18 protein-coding genes are annotated in these 18,159 nt (G+C 46.3%); all 18 read right to left on the bottom strand.

Annotated elements, in window-relative coordinates; genetic code table 11:
• Nucleotides 1-64 precede the first annotated feature (64 nt).
• The 18 genes from flhB to ITG09_04630 all read right to left on the bottom strand — a co-directional run bounded on the left by flhB (nt 65) and on the right by ITG09_04630 (nt 18,101).
• Complete coding sequence (gene flhB / locus ITG09_04715) at nt 65-1,195, bottom strand: flagellar biosynthesis protein FlhB (protein UPR52939.1); 1,131 nt, start codon at nt 1,193-1,195, stop codon at nt 65-67.
• 9 nt (nt 1,196-1,204) lie between these two features.
• The gene (fliR, locus tag ITG09_04710) at nt 1,205-1,987 is read right to left on the bottom strand and encodes a flagellar type III secretion system protein FliR (protein ID UPR52938.1); all 783 of its coding nucleotides are present in this window, start codon (nt 1,985-1,987) and stop codon (nt 1,205-1,207) included.
• Between the two features lie 6 nt (nt 1,988-1,993).
• Entirely contained in the window at nt 1,994-2,263 is a 270-nt protein-coding gene (gene fliQ / locus ITG09_04705; protein UPR52937.1) for a flagellar biosynthesis protein FliQ, read from the bottom strand.
• A gap of 11 nt (nt 2,264-2,274) precedes the next feature.
• The gene (gene fliP / locus ITG09_04700; GenBank protein UPR52936.1) at nt 2,275-3,204 is read right to left on the bottom strand and encodes a flagellar type III secretion system pore protein FliP; all 930 of its coding nucleotides are present in this window, start codon (nt 3,202-3,204) and stop codon (nt 2,275-2,277) included.
• Nucleotides 3,191-3,631, bottom strand: coding sequence for a flagellar biosynthetic protein FliO (gene fliO, locus ITG09_04695; GenBank protein UPR52935.1), 441 nt, complete (start codon nt 3,629-3,631; stop codon nt 3,191-3,193). The genes fliP and fliO overlap by 14 nt, the downstream gene beginning before the upstream one ends.
• A complete protein-coding gene (gene fliN / locus ITG09_04690) occupies nt 3,631-4,041 on the bottom strand; it encodes a flagellar motor switch protein FliN (GenBank protein UPR52934.1) in 411 nt (136 codons plus the stop codon). Before fliN ends, fliO begins: the two co-directional genes overlap by 1 nt.
• Before the next feature lie 29 nt (nt 4,042-4,070).
• Nucleotides 4,071-5,114 (bottom strand): flagellar motor switch protein FliM, encoded by a 1,044-nt coding sequence (gene fliM / locus ITG09_04685; GenBank protein ID UPR52933.1) that lies wholly within the window; start codon nt 5,112-5,114, stop codon nt 4,071-4,073.
• A gap of 7 nt (nt 5,115-5,121) precedes the next feature.
• Complete coding sequence (gene fliL, locus ITG09_04680; protein ID UPR52932.1) at nt 5,122-5,610, bottom strand: flagellar basal body-associated protein FliL; 489 nt, start codon at nt 5,608-5,610, stop codon at nt 5,122-5,124.
• 74 nt (nt 5,611-5,684) lie between these two features.
• Nucleotides 5,685-7,823 carry a flagellar hook-length control protein FliK gene (locus ITG09_04675; GenBank protein ID UPR52931.1) on the bottom strand — a complete coding sequence of 713 codons (2,139 nt, stop codon included), beginning with the start codon at nt 7,821-7,823 and terminating at the stop codon, nt 5,685-5,687.
• Between the two features lie 182 nt (nt 7,824-8,005).
• Complete coding sequence (fliJ, locus tag ITG09_04670; GenBank protein ID UPR52930.1) at nt 8,006-8,443, bottom strand: flagella biosynthesis chaperone FliJ; 438 nt, start codon at nt 8,441-8,443, stop codon at nt 8,006-8,008.
• A 22-nt stretch (nt 8,444-8,465) separates the two neighbouring features.
• The gene (gene fliI / locus ITG09_04665; GenBank protein UPR52929.1) at nt 8,466-9,785 is read right to left on the bottom strand and encodes a flagellar protein export ATPase FliI; all 1,320 of its coding nucleotides are present in this window, start codon (nt 9,783-9,785) and stop codon (nt 8,466-8,468) included.
• Entirely contained in the window at nt 9,785-10,585 is an 801-nt protein-coding gene (fliH, locus tag ITG09_04660) for a flagellar assembly protein FliH (protein ID UPR52928.1), read from the bottom strand. The genes fliI and fliH overlap by 1 nt, the downstream gene beginning before the upstream one ends.
• A 125-nt stretch (nt 10,586-10,710) precedes the next feature.
• Nucleotides 10,711-11,772 (bottom strand): flagellar motor switch protein FliG, encoded by a 1,062-nt coding sequence (fliG, locus tag ITG09_04655; GenBank protein ID UPR52927.1) that lies wholly within the window; start codon nt 11,770-11,772, stop codon nt 10,711-10,713.
• A complete protein-coding gene (fliF, locus tag ITG09_04650) occupies nt 11,765-13,507 on the bottom strand; it encodes a flagellar M-ring protein FliF (GenBank protein ID UPR52926.1) in 1,743 nt (580 codons plus the stop codon). Before fliF ends, fliG begins: the two co-directional genes overlap by 8 nt.
• 16 nt (nt 13,508-13,523) lie before the next feature.
• Nucleotides 13,524-13,835 carry a flagellar hook-basal body complex protein FliE gene (fliE, locus tag ITG09_04645; GenBank protein ID UPR52925.1) on the bottom strand — a complete coding sequence of 104 codons (312 nt, stop codon included), beginning with the start codon at nt 13,833-13,835 and terminating at the stop codon, nt 13,524-13,526.
• 132 nt (nt 13,836-13,967) lie between these two features.
• Entirely contained in the window at nt 13,968-15,377 is a 1,410-nt protein-coding gene (locus tag ITG09_04640) for a sigma-54-dependent Fis family transcriptional regulator (GenBank protein UPR52924.1), read from the bottom strand.
• A 30-nt stretch (nt 15,378-15,407) separates the two neighbouring features.
• Nucleotides 15,408-16,451, bottom strand: a complete 1,044-nt coding sequence (locus ITG09_04635; protein UPR52923.1) for a PAS domain-containing protein — start codon at nt 16,449-16,451, stop codon at nt 15,408-15,410.
• Between the two features lie 183 nt (nt 16,452-16,634).
• Complete coding sequence (locus ITG09_04630; GenBank protein UPR52922.1) at nt 16,635-18,101, bottom strand: sigma-54-dependent Fis family transcriptional regulator; 1,467 nt, start codon at nt 18,099-18,101, stop codon at nt 16,635-16,637.
• Nucleotides 18,102-18,159: the final 58 nt, after the last annotated feature.

Raw genomic sequence — 18,159 nt, 5'->3', positions numbered from 1 at the left:
ATAAAAAGAAGATTAGCGAACTCGCTATTATCAGGGTTCATCACGCAGAGCTCAAGCAATTGATCTAATGACGTAAATCAGGTGGGATCGGCATATTAGAATCTTGCAATTTTGGTCTCTCACCACCTCGTTTTCGGTACTGTTTAAGCTGGAAAACATATGCAAGCACTTGTGCAACTGCCGTAAACAAACCGTCAGGAATTTGTTGTTCTAGTTCAGTGGTATGATATAGCGCCCTCGCCAATGGCGGCGCTGGAATAATATAGATGTCGTTTGCACGTGCAATTTCACGGATCTTCATCGCCATATGGTCGACACCTTTGGCAACCACAACCGGCGCTTTATCTTGATTCTGTTTATAGCGCAGCGCCACTGAAAAGTGTTCCGGGTTGGTAATAATCACATCAGCTTGAGGGACGTCAGCCATCATACGACGCTGAGCCGCTTCCCTTTGCAACATGCGAATTCGACCTTTCACTTCCGGCTTACCTTCAGTGTCTTTGAATTCGTCTTTGACTTCTTGTTTAGTCATCTTCAATTGATCGGCGTGTTGCCAGATCTGGAACGGGATATCAATCGCCACCACAATCAACAAAGAACAACTGATAAGCAGAATAAAGTTAAGCAAGATGTCCAAAGCGTGAAAGATATTCTGCGGATATACATCCATGCTCAGCTGCATTAAATCATGCTGAGAAGCTTGAATCAGATAAATAGCCATACCCGATACAAGCGCCACTTTCAGAATAGATTTGAGCAGTTCAACCCAGCTTTGCAGGCCAAACATACGCTTGATACCACTTAGTGGATTGAGCTTAGACGCCTTAGGCATCGCCGCTTGCATTGAGAAGTTAATCCCACCGACACCCGCAGCGCCAATGACGGCAGCAACAAACAGGGTTATTAGTATCAAAAACAGCGGGAACACTAGGTTGACTAAAGCGCCACCAGCAATTTCTAGAAGTTTGTTAGTATCAAAGATCTCGTCGCGGCTCAAAGAGAAAAGGCGTTGCATAGCCTCGAACAAAGCCTTCGCCATCGATTCGCCAAACCACATTAATGCAATCGCACCGACTATCAGTACCGATGCTGACGCTAGCTCTTTTGATCTTGCAACCTGCCCTTTCTCTTTGGCCTGTTGCAAGCGTTTGGGCGTGGCGTCTTCTGTGCGTTCTTGACCGTCTGACTCTGCCATTTCAGTCTCCTAGCAATCTAACCGGATTAAACGACATATCTGTTGTTCGCCCTGCATCCAAAATAGCTCATAGTGACTGTACAAGCCGCCAAGGATGTACCAACAAAGTAACAGACCCACGAGTAGCGCAAATGCAAAACCCAAAGAAAATATGTTTAACTGAGGTGCTGCACGCGTCATTACACCAAAAGAAAGGTTAATCGTCAGCAGCGCGATAATCCCCGATAAGGACATCGCCAGCGCTGTTTTGAACATGATGCCGAGCCACAATGCGAGCTCTCGAAAATCCACTGAAGTCAACGAGCCACTGCCAATCGGCAAGGTCTTAAAGCTAAACACCACCAGCTGCAGCATTTTCAAGTGACCGTCAGTCGCCAAGAAGAACATGGTCGCAAGCAGCATGAACAGTTGACCAAGTACAGGCGTGTTTTGCCCGTTAGCCGGGTCGACCATTGAGGCGAAGCCCAAGCTCGATTGCATACCCAAGATCTGGCCGAGCATGACGAAGGTCTGAATCATGAACTGAGTCACAAAACCCATGGCAACGCCAATCACGATTTGCTCAAAGACGGTAAGGAAACCTTGGAAAGAAAGCAGTTCAATCTCTTTTGGAACAGCAGGAATCGCAGGCATCACCGCAAAAGTGATCGCCAAACCTAAATACAGACGAATACGCGGAGACACGAAGCGTGCCCCCGTTACCGTCATCACCATCAGCATTGCTGAGATGCGAGTGTATGGCCAAAAATAATTGGCTAACCACTCTAGTACAAGGCTCGTTGGGTATTCCATGTTGGTCTAATACAAAACTTGCGGCAAGCGTTCTATGAGTTCAAAAAAGAACTCCATCATCATCTGAGTCATCCAGTGAGCAAACATCATCAACGCTAATAGCGTCACGATTAAACGCGGAAGGAAACTCAATGTTTGTTCGTTGATAGACGTCGCGGCTTGGAAAACAGCCACAACCAAACCGATCAGCAGGCTAGGAATAATGATGGCGCAAACCATGATTAATACCATCCAAAGGGCATCTCGGAACAACTCTACGAATATTTCAGGATTCATTATTCCCCCAGCTACAAGGCAAAACTGCCGGCGAGTGTGGAGAGTATCAAGTTCCAACCATCAACGAGAACAAACAGCATCAACTTAAACGGCAGCGATACAATCATCGGTGACAACATCATCATACCCATCGCCATCAATACCGACGCCACCACTAAGTCGATAATGAGGAATGGCAAGAACAGCATAAAGCCTATCTGGAAAGCCGTTTTTAATTCCGAGGTGATAAATGCTGGAATCAGAACCGCCATCGAAACATCTTCAGGATTGGTTACTTCCGCGCCGGAAATCTCAACAAAGGTTTCAAGATCTTTGATTCGAGTCTGTTTGAGCATGAAGGACTTAATCGGGCCTTGGGCAACATCAAACGCCTGTCGTGCCGATATTTGTTCATTAAGATAAGGCTGAACTGCTTGTTCGTTAACTTGATTAATCACTGGCGACATAATGAAAAAGGTCAAGAATATCGCAATACCAATAATCACTTGGTTAGACGGTGTTTGTTGTAGACCCATCGCCTGACGCAAAATAGACATCACCACCACAATGCGGGTGAACGAAGTCATCAATATCACCATCGCAGGCAAGAAGCCAAGCATGGTCATTAACGCAAGAATTTGCAGGTTTATCGAGTAGTCTTCACCACCATTGGCATTGGTTGTCATGGTAAAGGCAGGTATGCCGCCACCATTGCCAGTTAGGCTGCCCGTGGTCATGGTTGTCGATTTGGCTTGGTCTTGTTCCATCGTGCTGATAGTGACCGATCCCGAGCCTGCGGTATTCGCAGGAATGACGGTGCCGTCTTCAGCTTGTGCAAATACCGACACACTGAATAAGATTGAGCATAGGAGAATAAGCTGAACCAACAGCACTTTCACCGCTCGGAAAGCTCCGGCTTGGTGCAAGTAAGATGAGTTCAAAAGTCCGTTACTTGTTTGCATCTTTTTTTATTAGCTGGGAAAGCTGACTTGAAAATGTACTTTTTTCCAGCATCTCCTGAGTAAGAGGTTTATCGAGCTTAGAGATCAGCTGAATCGACTGTGTGGTAATCCCTACCAAGAACTGTTCATCGCCCGCTTGCACAATAGCGATACGCTCTTTAGTACCAACAGGGATTTGCCTAACAATCGCCAAGCCTTGCTGATTCGACATTGCAGGCACTTGCATGCGCTTGAGTAGCCAAGCAATAAATAATATGAAGGCTATAACGAAAATTAGCGACCCAAAGGTGGTCGCTAAATCGAGAGAAGGCGGTGTTGCTGCAAGGGCAATGGAAGGAGCCGTTAATAGCCCCACTCCCAAGGTTCCTCGTAACAGCTCTGTCATTCCGAGAGAAGAGTTCGCCAGTCTTTGAAACAAAAAGCTCATCAACGTAGCTTCTTAATTCGTTCTGTTTGGCTAATAACGTCAGTCAAACGAATACCAAATTTGTCGTTTACTACAACCACTTCACCGTGGGCAATCAGAGTGCCGTTAACCATCACGTCCAGTGACTCACCAGCAATTCGATCAAGCTCAACAACTGAGCCTTGGTTCAATTGAAGTAAGTTACGGATACTGATCTGAGAGCGGCCAACTTCCATCGAAATAGTCACTGGAATATCCATTATGGTATCCAGCTTACGACGCTCATCTTCAGAAATCGGAGATGATGAATCGGTTAGCTCATCAAGTGGTGCCGCAAGTACATCATCAACATCAATTGACGGTGCTGAAGGATCTTCACCAAGTGCTGCAGCCCATTCGTCTGCTAGCTTTTGATCTTCACTAGGTTCCATTACCAATTCCTATACTTTTATCTATTTTGCTATTCGTCATCATCGCTGTTTTCAAGTTCAGACATCAAGTCTTTACCTAGAAAAGCGAGATCAGTTTTAACCACACTCGGTCTTCGAATTTTTTCCGAAATCTGAACTGCAAGCTTCTCACCAGAACGGCCCATTTTCACACGATACGTTGGCAGTTCTTCGACAAACATCGTCGCGTGCTCAGGCATGTTCATGGGAATAACGTCACCAGGGCGCAGCTCCATTAAGTCACGTAGCGATATATCTTGTTCTAGAAGGTTAACGCGGAAGTTAACGGGCACGTCCATGATTTCATCACGCAGTGCTGTGCTCCAACGAACGTCGGTTTCCATTTTGTCTGATTGAACACCAGCATCAAGCAGTTCACGAATCGGCTCAACCATCGAGTAAGGCATGACAACGTGGAAGTCACCGCCACCGCCATCTACCTCGATGTGGAACGAACTCACGACGATCACTTCTGTTGGGCTCACAATGTTCGCCATACTTGGGTTCACTTCAGAATCCAAGTATTCAAACTCAACCCCCATCACTGGAGACCAAGCTTCTTTGTAATCTTCAAAAACAATTTTCAGCAGCAGTTGGATAATACGTCTTTCAGTCGGCGTGAATTCACGGCCTTCAATCTTGGCGTGAAAACGACCATCACCGCCAAAAAAGTTCTCTACGAGAATGAAAACCAGACGCGCTTCCATGGTGATGAGTGCCGTACCTTTCAGTGGACGGAAACGAACCATGTTTAAACTGGTGGGTACATACAATGTGTTTTGGTACTCACCAAACTTCATCATTTGCACGCCGTTGATCGACACTTCAGCCGTTTTACGCAACATATTAAACAAACTAATACGCAAATGACGCGCGAAGCGCTCGTTAATAAGTTCAAGGGTCGGCATTCGACCACGAACAATTCGATCTTGTGAGGAGAAATCGAAATTGACAGCGCTGTCGTTATCAGCTTCTACAATATCTTCAACTTCTTCAACATCATCAACGCCATGTAACAGCGCATCAATTTCGTCTTGGCTTAATAAATCGGTCACAAATTACCTACTGAATCACGAAGTCAGTGAATAGCACTTTTTCTATCACAGGTTGGCCAACGGCTTGGGTCAGACTGGCTTTGATATCTTCTGTTGCCTTGTTCCGCAGTTCAACTCTCCCGGTTGGTGAACGCAACTGTTCGACTGTTGCCGAGGCGAACGTGGCCAATAGCGTACTTTCTACAAGTGGAGAGTGATAACGAGCTAGGTCTTCATTTTTACTACCACGAACCATCATCTGTGCTTTTATTTGAACTAAGCGATCTTTTTTATCACCTGTCACATTGAACAAGAAGGGCTGAGGGATATTAACATACATAACGGGCTCTGCAGCGACCACAGCAGTTGCTGGCTGAGACGGAGATTCAGAGGCGCTATCGTCAGAGCTTAAGAAAAAGAGCAGTGCACCACCTACACCAAGCAATAACACGACTACGGCAATAATGATTATAAGGAGCTTGCTCTTTCCTTTAGGTGCATCTTGTTCTTCTGCCATACTTTACTCTAACTTCCTGTTCTTTCGATTAACTGATGGTTTTTTCTATTAACCAAACGTTCTTTAGCCTGATATTAGGCATAATAACTAATTCCATCACGCTTTGATGCGACATTCAATTCAAGATTGCTGCCACTATCAAGGTTTTCATCACCTTGGCCACCATTTGTGCGGTTAGCGCCGGATTGTTGCTCACCATTGTTGTATCTATCTTGCCCCTGACCAGAGTTCTGTTGTTGAACTGACGAATCGGCAAGCTGCAGACCTTGCTGAGCAAGCATCTCTCTCAAGCGAGGTAAGGTTTGTTCAATCACATCTCTCGCCTGCTGATTACTCACCGTAAAGTGTACGTTCGCAACGTCATTATTCATGGTCATGCGAATTTTCATCTGGCCCAGCTCTGGCGGGTCGAGACGGATGTCCAAATTCTTAAGGTTCTTAGACATCATCATTTGTACTTTCTCAGCCACCTGCTCATTGGCTAGCTCTTTGGTGAGCTGTAAAGGCACTTGTTGAGCAGCTTGAATTTCAGCTCGCGTAGGTGCTGAACCCACCGTGGCTGTCCCTTGTGCACCTGTCGCAGAAGCGATCTGCTGAGCAAAGGTCGAATCTTTAGAATCTTCTTTAGCACCCGCTTTACCCAAACCAGACAGTGCTGCTGCACTGGCGCCCGCTTTAAGAAGCGCATCAGTCGAGCCTGCTTTGGTGGCAGTTGGCGTTGCATTCATCGCCATTCCTTGCGCGGTTAAAGCTGGATCCAACGTTGCTTGCTGCTGAGGTGAAGCTACATTTGCTTGTTGAGCGGCGGCCTGTTGGGCTGCATGCGCATTATTGGCGTGCAGTATTGCCGCCTTATCCGTAAGAGCATTGTTTGCTGATTGAGAAGCGGCCTGCGCTGACACTTGTTGTGCAGCCGTCGCTACAGCCGCTGTTGATGCTGCCGCAGCTAAGGCTTTAGTTTCGCTTGAATCCGTATTCTCCCAATCAATAGCAGCGGGGTCACCGGACATACTGTTCACAGTCGGAGCATGACTTACCAAATCCGTTGCTTGTTGTTGAACGTTAGTGAGCTGTTGATTCAACAGGTCTAAGTTAGAGGTTGCTTTCGCCAAAGCGGCTTGCTCATCAACCGTCAACTTAGCGCCACTTTGTTGCTTCTCAAGCAAGCTATCGACAACAGACTGTTCTGATTCGATTTGTCCATTCAATTGATTTAGCGCTTTGGTATGGGCATCAACCTGCTTGGCGAGCTCAATATCTGCTGGCGAGATTGCTTGGCCTTGAACAGCCACAACATCACTAGCCGCATTCTTTTGGCTCAGCTCTCGACTCATACTGGCTTCAATTTGTTCTGGAGTGACGCCTTTATCCATCAACTGTCGAATTTCATCATCAGTCAACTGTGAAACACCCTTACCTCCGGTAAGCACGGCAATTTCAGAATCGACCTCAAGACCGTTTTCTTGGTTTACTGCATTGGTTTGTTGTGTTGGTTTACCCACTGTGTCGGTCGCAAGAACGCCCACAGCAGTTGCACCTACAATCTTGCCTTGAGCTTGGTCTATCTGAGCTTGCTGAGGCAAGCCTTTGCCGTCAGGTGTCTTATTAAGCGTTTTATTTGCCTCATCCAACTGACCAAGCAATTTATTACCTTCACTCATCGCTGCATTAGCTTGCGATGCCTGCGTAGAGCCATCTACAACTGATGAAACCTGAGTTTGGGATTGAGCAACCTGTTCTTTAGAATCGTTGGTCGTAGCCTGCGCATCTTTACCATCCGTCTTATCTGCGACAGTTTTATCAGCGACAGTGCTATCAGGGCTCGAATTAACTTTGAGCTTAGCCTCAGATCCAGACGCAACCTCTGCAGATGTTTTCTCAGCAGCTTTATCACCTTCTCCCTCTGAAGCTACGTGCTTGCTTTGCGCTTCGCTCACTTCATCAGTAGCCTTTGATTCAGCTGAATCACCTTTGTTCGCTTCGGCTGGCGCTTCACCTTCGGTAGATGTCTGTTTAGCATCGGGGTTCGCGGTGCTTTCTGTGTCTTTTGCTACGGCTTTACTACCACTTTCTTCAAAGCCAAGCGCTTCTTTAAAGGATTCAAAGAAGCCTTTAGAGTCGCCGGTTTCTTCTACCTTGGAAGAGGCAGAACCGGTGTCCAACAACGATGACGTTTTGTTGGTCGCTGAATTTGAGGAAAGACTAACATTCATATATACAAGCTCTATCTACTAGCTTTGCTGCCACAAACTAGGCAACAAAAAGAAAGTCGGGCGTTTTTCATACCTTTGTAGGGCATAACACGCAATTTTATATAAAACGGAGCAAGAAACATGCCTATAAGTTACGGTTTTACAATCTGCCCAACAATATCTGTATCGCTTATGACTTAGGATCACATCTTCTTTCGGCCATACATCAGAGTCGAGAACTCATCCATTTGTTTTTGTTCTCTTTGGTCTTGCAGCTTTGCTTTCTCTTTCTGCTTTTTCTCCATCAACCACTCGTAGGATTTACGTTTTTTACGCAACTCCATCCAGTAGTTTTGGCAGTTGTCGACCTGATTTTTGAAGTGGTGTTCGGCTTCTCTCTGTTTGGAAAGCGTTTCGTCAAGCTGAGTCAAGAAGCGATTTAAGTGACCATATTGACTGGCTGTAAGCCCCGCTTTACCTCGGTCGACCAATTGTTGGCAATAATCCAGTCGGTATTTTTCAATCTGCGAGACCTGATCGTAGTAACCTTGCAACTCAGAATTCGCTTTGTTAAGCGCCAATACGGCTTGGTTCTCTTGGTCTTTCGCTTGATCAAGAAGAAATTCTAACGCGTTATCCATGATTGACCTTTTTCAACACGACCTAGCCCCCTAACACATGTTTCAACATGTTGACGCACATGTCATAGGGAACCGTTTCTTTCATTTTCTGTTGTAAGTATTCGTCCAATCTCGGTTTCAAGGTGAAGGCACTATCAATCGCAGGATCGGTACCCGGCTTGTAAGCACCAATCGATACCAGGTCTTGGTTTTTACGACAAATAGACAACACTTGCCTTACCGCTTTCGACATCAAGACATGTTCTTCGGTTGTGATTTGAGGCATCACACGACTGACCGACTTCTCTACATCAATCGCAGGATAATGACCCGCATCGGCCATCTCTCGGGACAACACAATGTGTCCATCCAAAATCGCTCGCGACGCATCAGCAATCGGATCTTGTAAGTCATCGCCTTCGGTTAGAACAGTAAAGAAAGCGGTGATCGAACCTTGTTCATCATTGCCGTTACCCGCACGTTCCACCAACGCAGGAAGCTTAGCGAAGACTGAAGGCGGATAACCTTTGGTTGCAGGCGGCTCACCCACAGAAAGAGCAATTTCACGCTGAGCCTGAGCAAAACGGGTCAATGAATCCATTAGTAGCAAAACATCTAAGCCTTGGTCGCGGAAATACTCGGCGACAGCCAGCGCAGTTTGACAGCCTTTTAAGCGCATCAATGGCGATGAATCGGCAGGAGCGGCGACAACAACTGAACGTTTACGGCCATCTTCGCCAAGAATCTCTTCAATAAATTCTTTTACTTCTCGTCCACGCTCACCGATTAGACCTACCACCACCACTTGCGCAGTAGTGCCTCGAGTCATCATCCCAAGCGTGACCGACTTACCCACACCAGAGCCAGCAAACAGACCAATACGTTGCCCTTTACCTACGGTAAGTAGGCCATTAATCGCCTTCAAACCAACGTCGAGTGGTTCAGAAATCGGTTTACGAGCTAACGGGTTGATTGGCTCCGCATTAAATGAAGCGCGTTGCTCAGTATAGATTGGACCTAAACCGTCGAGTGGATTACCGACGCCGTCGATCACTCGACCAAGCAGTTCCATCCCGACAGGAATGCCACTTTCTGAGGTCATTGGTGTAACGCGAGCACCGGGTAAGATCCCAGTGATTTGTTCACTCGGCATCAAAAATAGGTTATCGCCAGAGAAACCAACGACTTCAGCTTCCATCTGACCAGACATAGTTTCAACTAAGCACAAGCTACCAATCGGCGCTTTACAGCCGGTTGCTTCAAGCGTTAAGCCAACAACTCGCACCAATTTACCGGAGGCAACGGGTCGAGACTTTAGCCCTTCGATTTTGTATTGGCTGAGACGATTCGCTAACTCAAGCATTACACATGACCTTGATGACGATTTGCGCCGCAGAAGCTTTGAATCACGTTCTTCACGCGCTCTTCCATTCGATAGTTAACGCTCGACTCACCCGCTTCGATTTGGACATCGCCACGGTTGAGTGCAGGCTCGGTAACTAACGTCCAATTACGGCAATCCAATTCAGTTTCGCCATACGCAGAGCGAATAATCGCAACGTCTTCAGGGTTAAGCTTCAATGTAATCGCGTGACCAGAAATCGGCAACGACTCTACCGATTCTTTCACGGTATCTAATATGATTTGTGGGTTGGTTTGCACTTCAACATGAACCACTTCTTTTACCATGGTAAGCACCATGTCGACCAATTGCTTCTCAACCTGAGCATTCATTAGCTCCAAAGGTTGAGCGAACTGGTTTGCGAGTCCCATAAAGATGGCGACTTGTTGCTGGATATACTCTTGACCAGCAGTCACGCCTTCAAGCTTACCGGCTTCATTGCCTTCAGCATGACCTGCGACAAAGCCTTCTTCTTTGCCCTTTTCGTAGCCCTGCTTGAAGCCAGCTTCTTGACCTTGATGAAGGCCTTCTTGATAAGCACCCTGCTTAATCAGTTCGATTTGCTCTTCAGTCAGAACCAGCTCTTCATCTTCAATGGCTTCTTCAACCGTTGGCATCCAACTGGGATCGTAGTTAAAGGCGGTTTCTTTGGCTTGTTTGCTCACATCAGAGGTGTAGTCAGGCAGCCCCCATTTTTGAGGTTGGGCAACCGTATTATCTTCTTCAGGGCGAAGGAAGCCGCGTTTTCTATCACCTGACATATCAGTACCTATCTATGAGTGAGCTTAACTGTGTTGTAAATTCAAGCAGTTAAACTGAATTAATCTGAGATTCGAGATTGGATAAAGAAAAGCCCCAACAGTGTGGGGCTTTTGAGGTTTCTGTTTTAAAGGAACTCGTCGGCGCCACCAGATAGCATAATTTCGCCACTGTCTGCCATCTTTCTAGCAATACCCAAAATCTCTTTCTGAGCTGCTTCAACGTCAGAGACTTTCACTGGCGGCATCGCCTCAATATCGTCTCTCATCATATCGGCAGCACGTTTAGACATGTTCTTGAAGATCTTCTCACGTAGACCTTCATCGGCACCTTTAAGTGCTTTCTGTAGAACGTCCTGTGGAACATCACGTAGTAGACGTTGAACACCTTGGTCATCAACTTCAATAAGGTTTTCAAAGACAAACATCAGATCTTGAATCTGCGTTGCCATGTCTTCGTCTTGGTCACGGATTTGATCCATCAAGACGCCTTCCACGTTGTTATCCATGTAGTTCATGATCTCAGCCGCGGCTTTCAGGCCACCAATTTTGGCAGCTTGAGCACCCGCTTGACCCGCGAACTGTTTCTCCATGATTTCGTTCAGTTCAGCAAGCGCCGAAGGTTGAACTTCTTCAAGGTTGGCAATACGCATCATCAGATCCAGACGAACGCGCTCTGGGAACTGAGATAGAATCTCTGCCGACTGATCGGCATCGAGGTACGACAATACAATCGTTTGAATCTGCGGGTGCTCGTTGATGATAATGCTCGCCACCTGACGAGGATCCATCCATTTAAGCGAATCCAAACCTTTCGAACCAGTGCCGAGAAGGATTTGGTCAACAAGGTTATTCGCCTTGTCTTCACCCAGAGCAGCAACCAACGCATTACGCATAAAGTCTTCGCTGCCCATACCAATGTTGGTGTACTTCTGAATATCATCTAAGAAAGCACGGTGCACTGCGCCTACTTTCTCTTGGGATAGGTCTGTAGCTCGCGCCATCGCACTACCCACACGCTGAACCTGCTTTGGTTCTAGGTGACGAATAATACCAGCAGCATCTTCTTCATTTAAACTGAGCAACAAGATCGCAGCACGCTCATCGCCTGAGATAGAACCGATATCCACGCTCGAGACATCAAGCACTTCACCGCCTTCAGTTTGTTGTGGAACTATTTCGTTAGCCATCTACCATCCAATTCTTAACTACTTGAGCTGCTAGCTCTGGTTCATTCGCTACAAGTGCACGTACTGCTTTCAGCACGTCCTCGTCTTTATGAAGGTTTGGCAAGTCGATGCTTGAACCAAATTCAAACAGCTCACCACCTTCAATATCACCACCAATTAGGCTGGTTTCACCGTCGGCACCAATTGGCATACCATCAGGGCCGTACATTTGATCGTCGTTGTCTGCTGCTGGGTTAAGTAGTTTCTTCATAGCAGGTCGAACAAGTACCAACACCACCACAATAATAACCAAGGCACTTGCAAACCAACGAACCCAGTCATTGAAGTTTGGATGCTCCCAGATTGGTACATCAGCAACAACATCTGTTACTTGAGGGGCAAACTGCATGCTTAATACATTTAGCAAATCACCACGAGTTTCATCAAAGCCCACCGTACCAATCAGAACTTGGCGAATCGCATTGATTTCGCTCGCCGGGATAGGCGTATGAACCACTTCACCCGTATCTGGATTCAAGGATTGACGGTCTTTGATCGCAACAGAAACCGTCTGGCGGTTAACCGTTCCGCTCTGTTTACGTTCATGACTGATGGTGGTGTCTAGCTCAAAGTTTCGGGTCGCTTCTTTGTGAACAGAGCCTTGACCAGTCATTGAGCCGTCTTTCATCTGAGCGACATCTTGTGGAATTGAGGCATCCGCTGGAGGCTGGTTACTCAATGCGCCAGGAATACCCGCCACAGTATTGCCGTTGTTGTAATCTTCTAAGGTGTATTCACTTCGAGTCGCCGGTGTATTCGGATCAAAGCGTTTTCTTGTTTGCTCCACAGCACTGAAATCGAGCTGAATATCAACTTGAGCGGTGTAGTTACCAAACCCAAGAATAGGGATCAAGATAGAGTCAATTTTTTCACGCAGCGCTTGTTCTTGATTGCGCTCTAACTCGTGTTCTTTACGACGCGCCGTAGACATAGGGTCTTGAGAGCCTGAGCTCAACAGTCGACCATGCTGATCGGTCACCGTAATACGTGAGGTTTTCATTCCCGGAACGGCACTAGCGACCATATCCACAACAGAATCGACTTCTTGCTGCTTGAGGTTGTTACCCGTTTTAAGGGTCAAGAATACGGAAGCGGAAGCTTCTTGATTATGACGTACAAAAACACTCTGCTTTGGCAAGGCCAATAAGACCTGAGCTTTACGTACCTGTTTCATCTGTTCAATGGCTTTGGCAAGTTGTCTTTCACGGCTTAATTTAAGACGTTCTTGCTCTAAACGTTGCGATACACCAAAGCCCATGTCTTGCATGAGGATGTCATCACCCGCGTTTCGCTCTTGGTTCAAACCAGCTCGTACCATGTTCAGCTTTAATGAGTTGTACTCGCTAGCAGGAACAGAGATGGTATTACCTTCAAGTGAGTACTCGATCTTTTGTAGATCTAAGTAATCAAGAACCGGAATCAATTCTTCTGTTTCGTAGGCCCCTAATGGACGCATTTCTGGCTCTTTAACCCAGAAAAACAGCATCACAATCAGCGCTACACAGATAGAGATAGAAAGGACTAAGACCACCTGACGAAGTAAATCGAGGTCACCTACTGCCATATCGAACTTCGATGAACTGCGTTCACCTAGATCGGGATTTTGCCCTTCGCCGTCTAGCTCAGAGCCTGCAATAAGTGCGTGGTCGTTGCTATCGCTCACGGTTAAATCTGTTGTTTGACTATTATCTGCCACTATTTAACTACCTAACTTATACCGGCATGTTCATCAGCTCTTTGTACGATTCGACCAATTTATTTCTAATTTGGATCGTCGCCTCAAAAGCCACACTAGATTTATTCCGAGCAATCATCACGTCTGATAGAGACACACTTTGGTCGCCACTATCAAAACGAGCTTGAAGATCACCTGAGGTCTTTTGTAATGAGTTCACATTATTGATGGCATTAGTCAGCATATTGCCAAAATCTGCACCGACCGCTTGCCCCGTTGCTGCGGGACGCGCGCTGGCAGCTTCGACCATCATTGCCTGCATTTCGCCTTGTAAACCATCTATTCTCATCTACTACCTCAGGAGTCAAAATTATGACCATCTATTTAGATATATTATTGACAGAGCAATTAGCGTGCCACACATTTAATTGACTAGATATCGTATTACACTAGTCAGAAAACTGACACTACTAATCTATCCTCAGTTTGGGATATCTATTCCAGCATCGCGCATTTTCGCCAGTTTATAACGTAATGTTCGTGGGCTAATGCCCAGTTTTTCAGCCATATCTTTGCGTCGGCCATTACATGCGATCAGGGTTTCAAGGATGATCGCATACTCTTGATCTCTAAGCTCATTACCTAACCCTTCGCTACTAGCTGCGATTTTATTGATTGGGTTTGCTTCAGCAATCGGCTTAATTTCTGGCGCTACAACACTATTACCTTCAACAATTTGTTGTAGGCTGCTTGCGTCTTGCCAATCAACACCTTCAAGAAGGATGTGCTCACCAGAGATGTTCTCTTGCTCGCTCAATATTAACGCACGCTGTACCACATTGTCTAATTCACGAACATTGCCCGGCCACGGATAATTGACGAGTTTACTGATTGCTTGCGCTGACATAATTGGCACTGGCATGCCAAGTTTGGTGCAGTGGCGCTCAACTAAGTGCTTGGCTAAAGGCTCAATATCGCCTTTACGCTCACACAGTGGTGGCCAAGAAATTGGGAATACATTCAGGCGGTAATATAAATCCTCACGGAAATTACCTTCAGAAACATACTGTTTAAGGTCACGGTTACTGGTCGCTAATACACGAACATCCAATTTGATGCTCTTACGACTACCTAACCGCTCAACTTCGCGTTCTTGTAATACACGCAGTAGTTTGGCTTGTAGGCTAAGATCCATTTCACTGATCTCATCCAACAAAATAGTACCGCCCTGCGCTTGCTCGAACTTTCCCGGGCAAGCTTGAATAGCGCCAGTAAATGCGCCTTTTTCATAACCAAACAGGGTCGCTTCTAACATGTTGTCTGGGATCGCCGCACAGTTAATCGCGACAAACGGGCCATCTTTACGACTAGAGGCATTGTGAATGTAGCGAGACATCACCTCTTTACCAGAACCACTCGGGCCTAACACCATGACGTTGGCATCGGTTTTTGCGACTTTATCAGCCAGCATCATTAACTTGATACTTTTCTCATCGGCAACGATGGCATCGCCATTATCATCCGATTTTACAGGCGCATAGCGGCTGACCATGTTGAGCAGAACTTCTGGCGCAAATGGCTTTGCCATATAGTCGATAGCGCCCTCTTTCATTGCAGCAACGGCATCTTCGATGTTGGCGTACGCTGTCATTAGCAATACAGGTAAGTTTGGCCAATGCTGCTTGATGTTTCTTAACAGTGCCAAACCACCCATGCCTGCCATTTGAACGTCAGACACGACAATATCAACGGAGTTAGATTTCAATTTGACCAGAGCATCTTCCGCACAATCCGCTTCCAGCCATTCATAGCCAGCAAGCGCGAGTGTGTCGACAAGGGCTTCGCGTAGACCTTCATCATCTTCGACGATTAACACTTTGCTTTGAGCCATAGGATTCTCCAGTGTAAATTCAGTTAAAACTTATTCGTTTTCAGAAGAAGTACTTCTTTCCAGCGGTAGGCACATGGTAAAGCATGCACCGTCCCCTTCTTCTGATATCAATTCCAGTCGGCCTTCATGTGCTCGACATACCATTTGTACAACCGCTAAGCCTAGACCAGTACCTTGCGAACGAGTGGTAAAGAAGGGTTCCATAATTTTACCTTGAAGCTCTTTCGGTACTCCGGGGCCACTGTCTTGCACTGATATTTTAAGCTCGCCGTTTACGGGCCTAAAAAACACATCGATCTGCGATTCCTTACCCGCAATTTGAACCGCGTTCAACACTAGGTTGCTTAACGCTGAGGCGATAGCATTGGCGTTGCCAAACATTTGAGTCTTTTCGCCCTCAACTTCCTGGCAATAATCAATCTGGTTGGTTTTCAATGCCGCTTCCACCATAGGGTGAAATTCAGTGATCAATTCAGCTACAGTAAATGGCTTAACCACTTTGTTGTCACCACCTTTGGCAAACAGCAGCATGTCGTTCACTTGCTTTTCTAAGTCATGCAATCTATCCATAAGCTTAGATTGAAAACGTGTCTTTGTTGCCGGCGGCAGATTTGGCGCGGCAAGGTTTGATGCATACAGCATCGCACTTGAAAGCGGCGTACGAACCTGATGGGCAAGCGAGGCCACCATTCTGCCTAATGAAGACAAGCGCTGAAGATCACTCACGCGAGACTGCAGTAGTCGGGTCTCGGTCAGATCGGTAATCAAAATCAGCTGACCCGTGGTAGAGGCTGAAATTGCCAAACGCACTTTTCGCCCGTTCTTCAATGAGATCTCATGACCATCATCGTCTTTTGGGTCGAAGGCACTTTGAATCACTGAAAACCACTTCTCGCCGACTAACTCAACACCAAGAATACGGTGCGCTTCAGGGTTCGCTTCTCTCACTTCGCCGTGTGTATCTAACAAGATGACTCCTGCTGGCATCACGTCGAGCACTTGCTTATAGCGCTCAACCTGCTGTTCAACAGAATCTAGGTGAGATTGATTTTCTGGTTCGTTAGATACGTGCATGTCAAAAATTTGCCTCAAATACTAAAACAGCCTGAGACGTACAACACGAGTCAGGCTATTTGCTATATTTATCACATAGTTAAGCAAGCAACAACTCGACTATGGTTTATCTGTTCACTTAGCTAGAGTTGCCCAATAGCTAAAAGTGTGTGTTAGTTTTTCGTTTTCATCTAAAACTGTACACTATCGCTGCAAGTTATATTTACGCATTTTTTCAACCAGAGTGGTTCTACGCATTCCAAGCATGTCAGCAGCACGAGCAACAATGCCGCCCTGCGCTTCCAAGGCTTGGTTGATCATATTCACTTCCATATCCGCAAGTAGCTCTTTCAAGTTAACCCCTTCTGGCGGTAACTCTTGAGGAGCGTTAGCATTGTCGGCAATATCATCTTGCTGCTCAAAGCTGAAATCTTCTGAGAATAAGTCAGCAAGTGCATCACGCTCTTGCTCTTCTTCAGATCCAAAGCTATTGAACTCTGGCTGGAACTCAGGGATATCACTGTATCGATATTTAGTTGGTAGGTGATTCACATCTACTAAGCTGTTTGGATACAAGATAACCATTCGCTCAACAAGGTTCGCAAGTTCACGAACGTTACCCGGCCAGTAATGCTCCATCAAAGAGTTGATAGCACGAGCCGTGAAACAGATAGGCATGCTGCCTTCCGCTTCCATTCGAGTCATCAGTTCTTGAAGCAACAGTGGAATATCTTCTCTACGGTCTTGAAGCGCCGGCATTTCAATCGGGAATACATTCAAGCGATAGTAAAGGTCTTCACGGAACGAATCATCGTCGATCATATCTTCAAGGTTGCGATGCGTTGCCGCAATTACTCGAACGTCAGCTTGTATGGTGCTATTGCCACCCACGCGTTCAAAACATCGCTCTTGCAGTACTCGTAGCAGCTTAACCTGCATCGCCATTGGCATATCGCCAATCTCATCAAGAAACAGTGTGCCACCTTCAGCCAATTCAAAGCGGCCTTTACGTGCGGTAATCGCACCAGTAAATGCGCCCTTCTCATGACCAAATAGTTCACTTTCAAGCAAATCAGGTGGAATCGCGCCACAGTTCACTGGCACGAAAGGCCCTGAACGACGTTTAGAGTGATAGTGAATGTTACGCGCTACAACTTCTTTACCTGTGCCTGACTCACCAAGAATCAGCACGTTAGCTTCTGTAGAAGAGACTTGTTCAATTAAGTGACGTACTTCTTGAATGCCAGCACTTTGTCCGACTAGGCTGCGAAACAGTGTGTTCTTACGTGCTGAAGACACAACTTGAACACCTTTACGGCCTAAGAAGTCTTTACAGTGTCTTAATGCATCACTTAATTGCGGGTAGTTAAGAGGAAGTTCAAGCTCACCAACATAGTTAGTTAACTCGTCAACCGGGTGATTGTTTTTGCCAATCACCAGTAAAGGGATGTGATTGGCGTGAACAAGCTTCTCATTCAGTAATGCGTTGAAGCCTTTACCTTTAATGGTACCAATAATGCAACCGGCCCACTGTAGTGACCAGTCAACTTTACGTGCTTGTTCAGAGCTGATTACTTCGCAGCTCTCTCCTACAAACTCTAATATTGTGCTTAAATTGTGACGATCTTGAGCGTTATCGTCGACGACAAGCAGTTTTGCCAAACCTTGCATAAGTAGGAATTATTGCCTTTATTTTGGTGCGATGCGGAAAAACGGTGAGCGACGCAAT

The sequence above is a fragment of the Vibrio cyclitrophicus genome, assembly GCA_023206055.1.
Lineage (GTDB): Bacteria > Pseudomonadota > Gammaproteobacteria > Enterobacterales > Vibrionaceae > Vibrio > Vibrio cyclitrophicus_A.
This window is presented reverse-complemented; position numbering and strand designations above follow the sequence as displayed.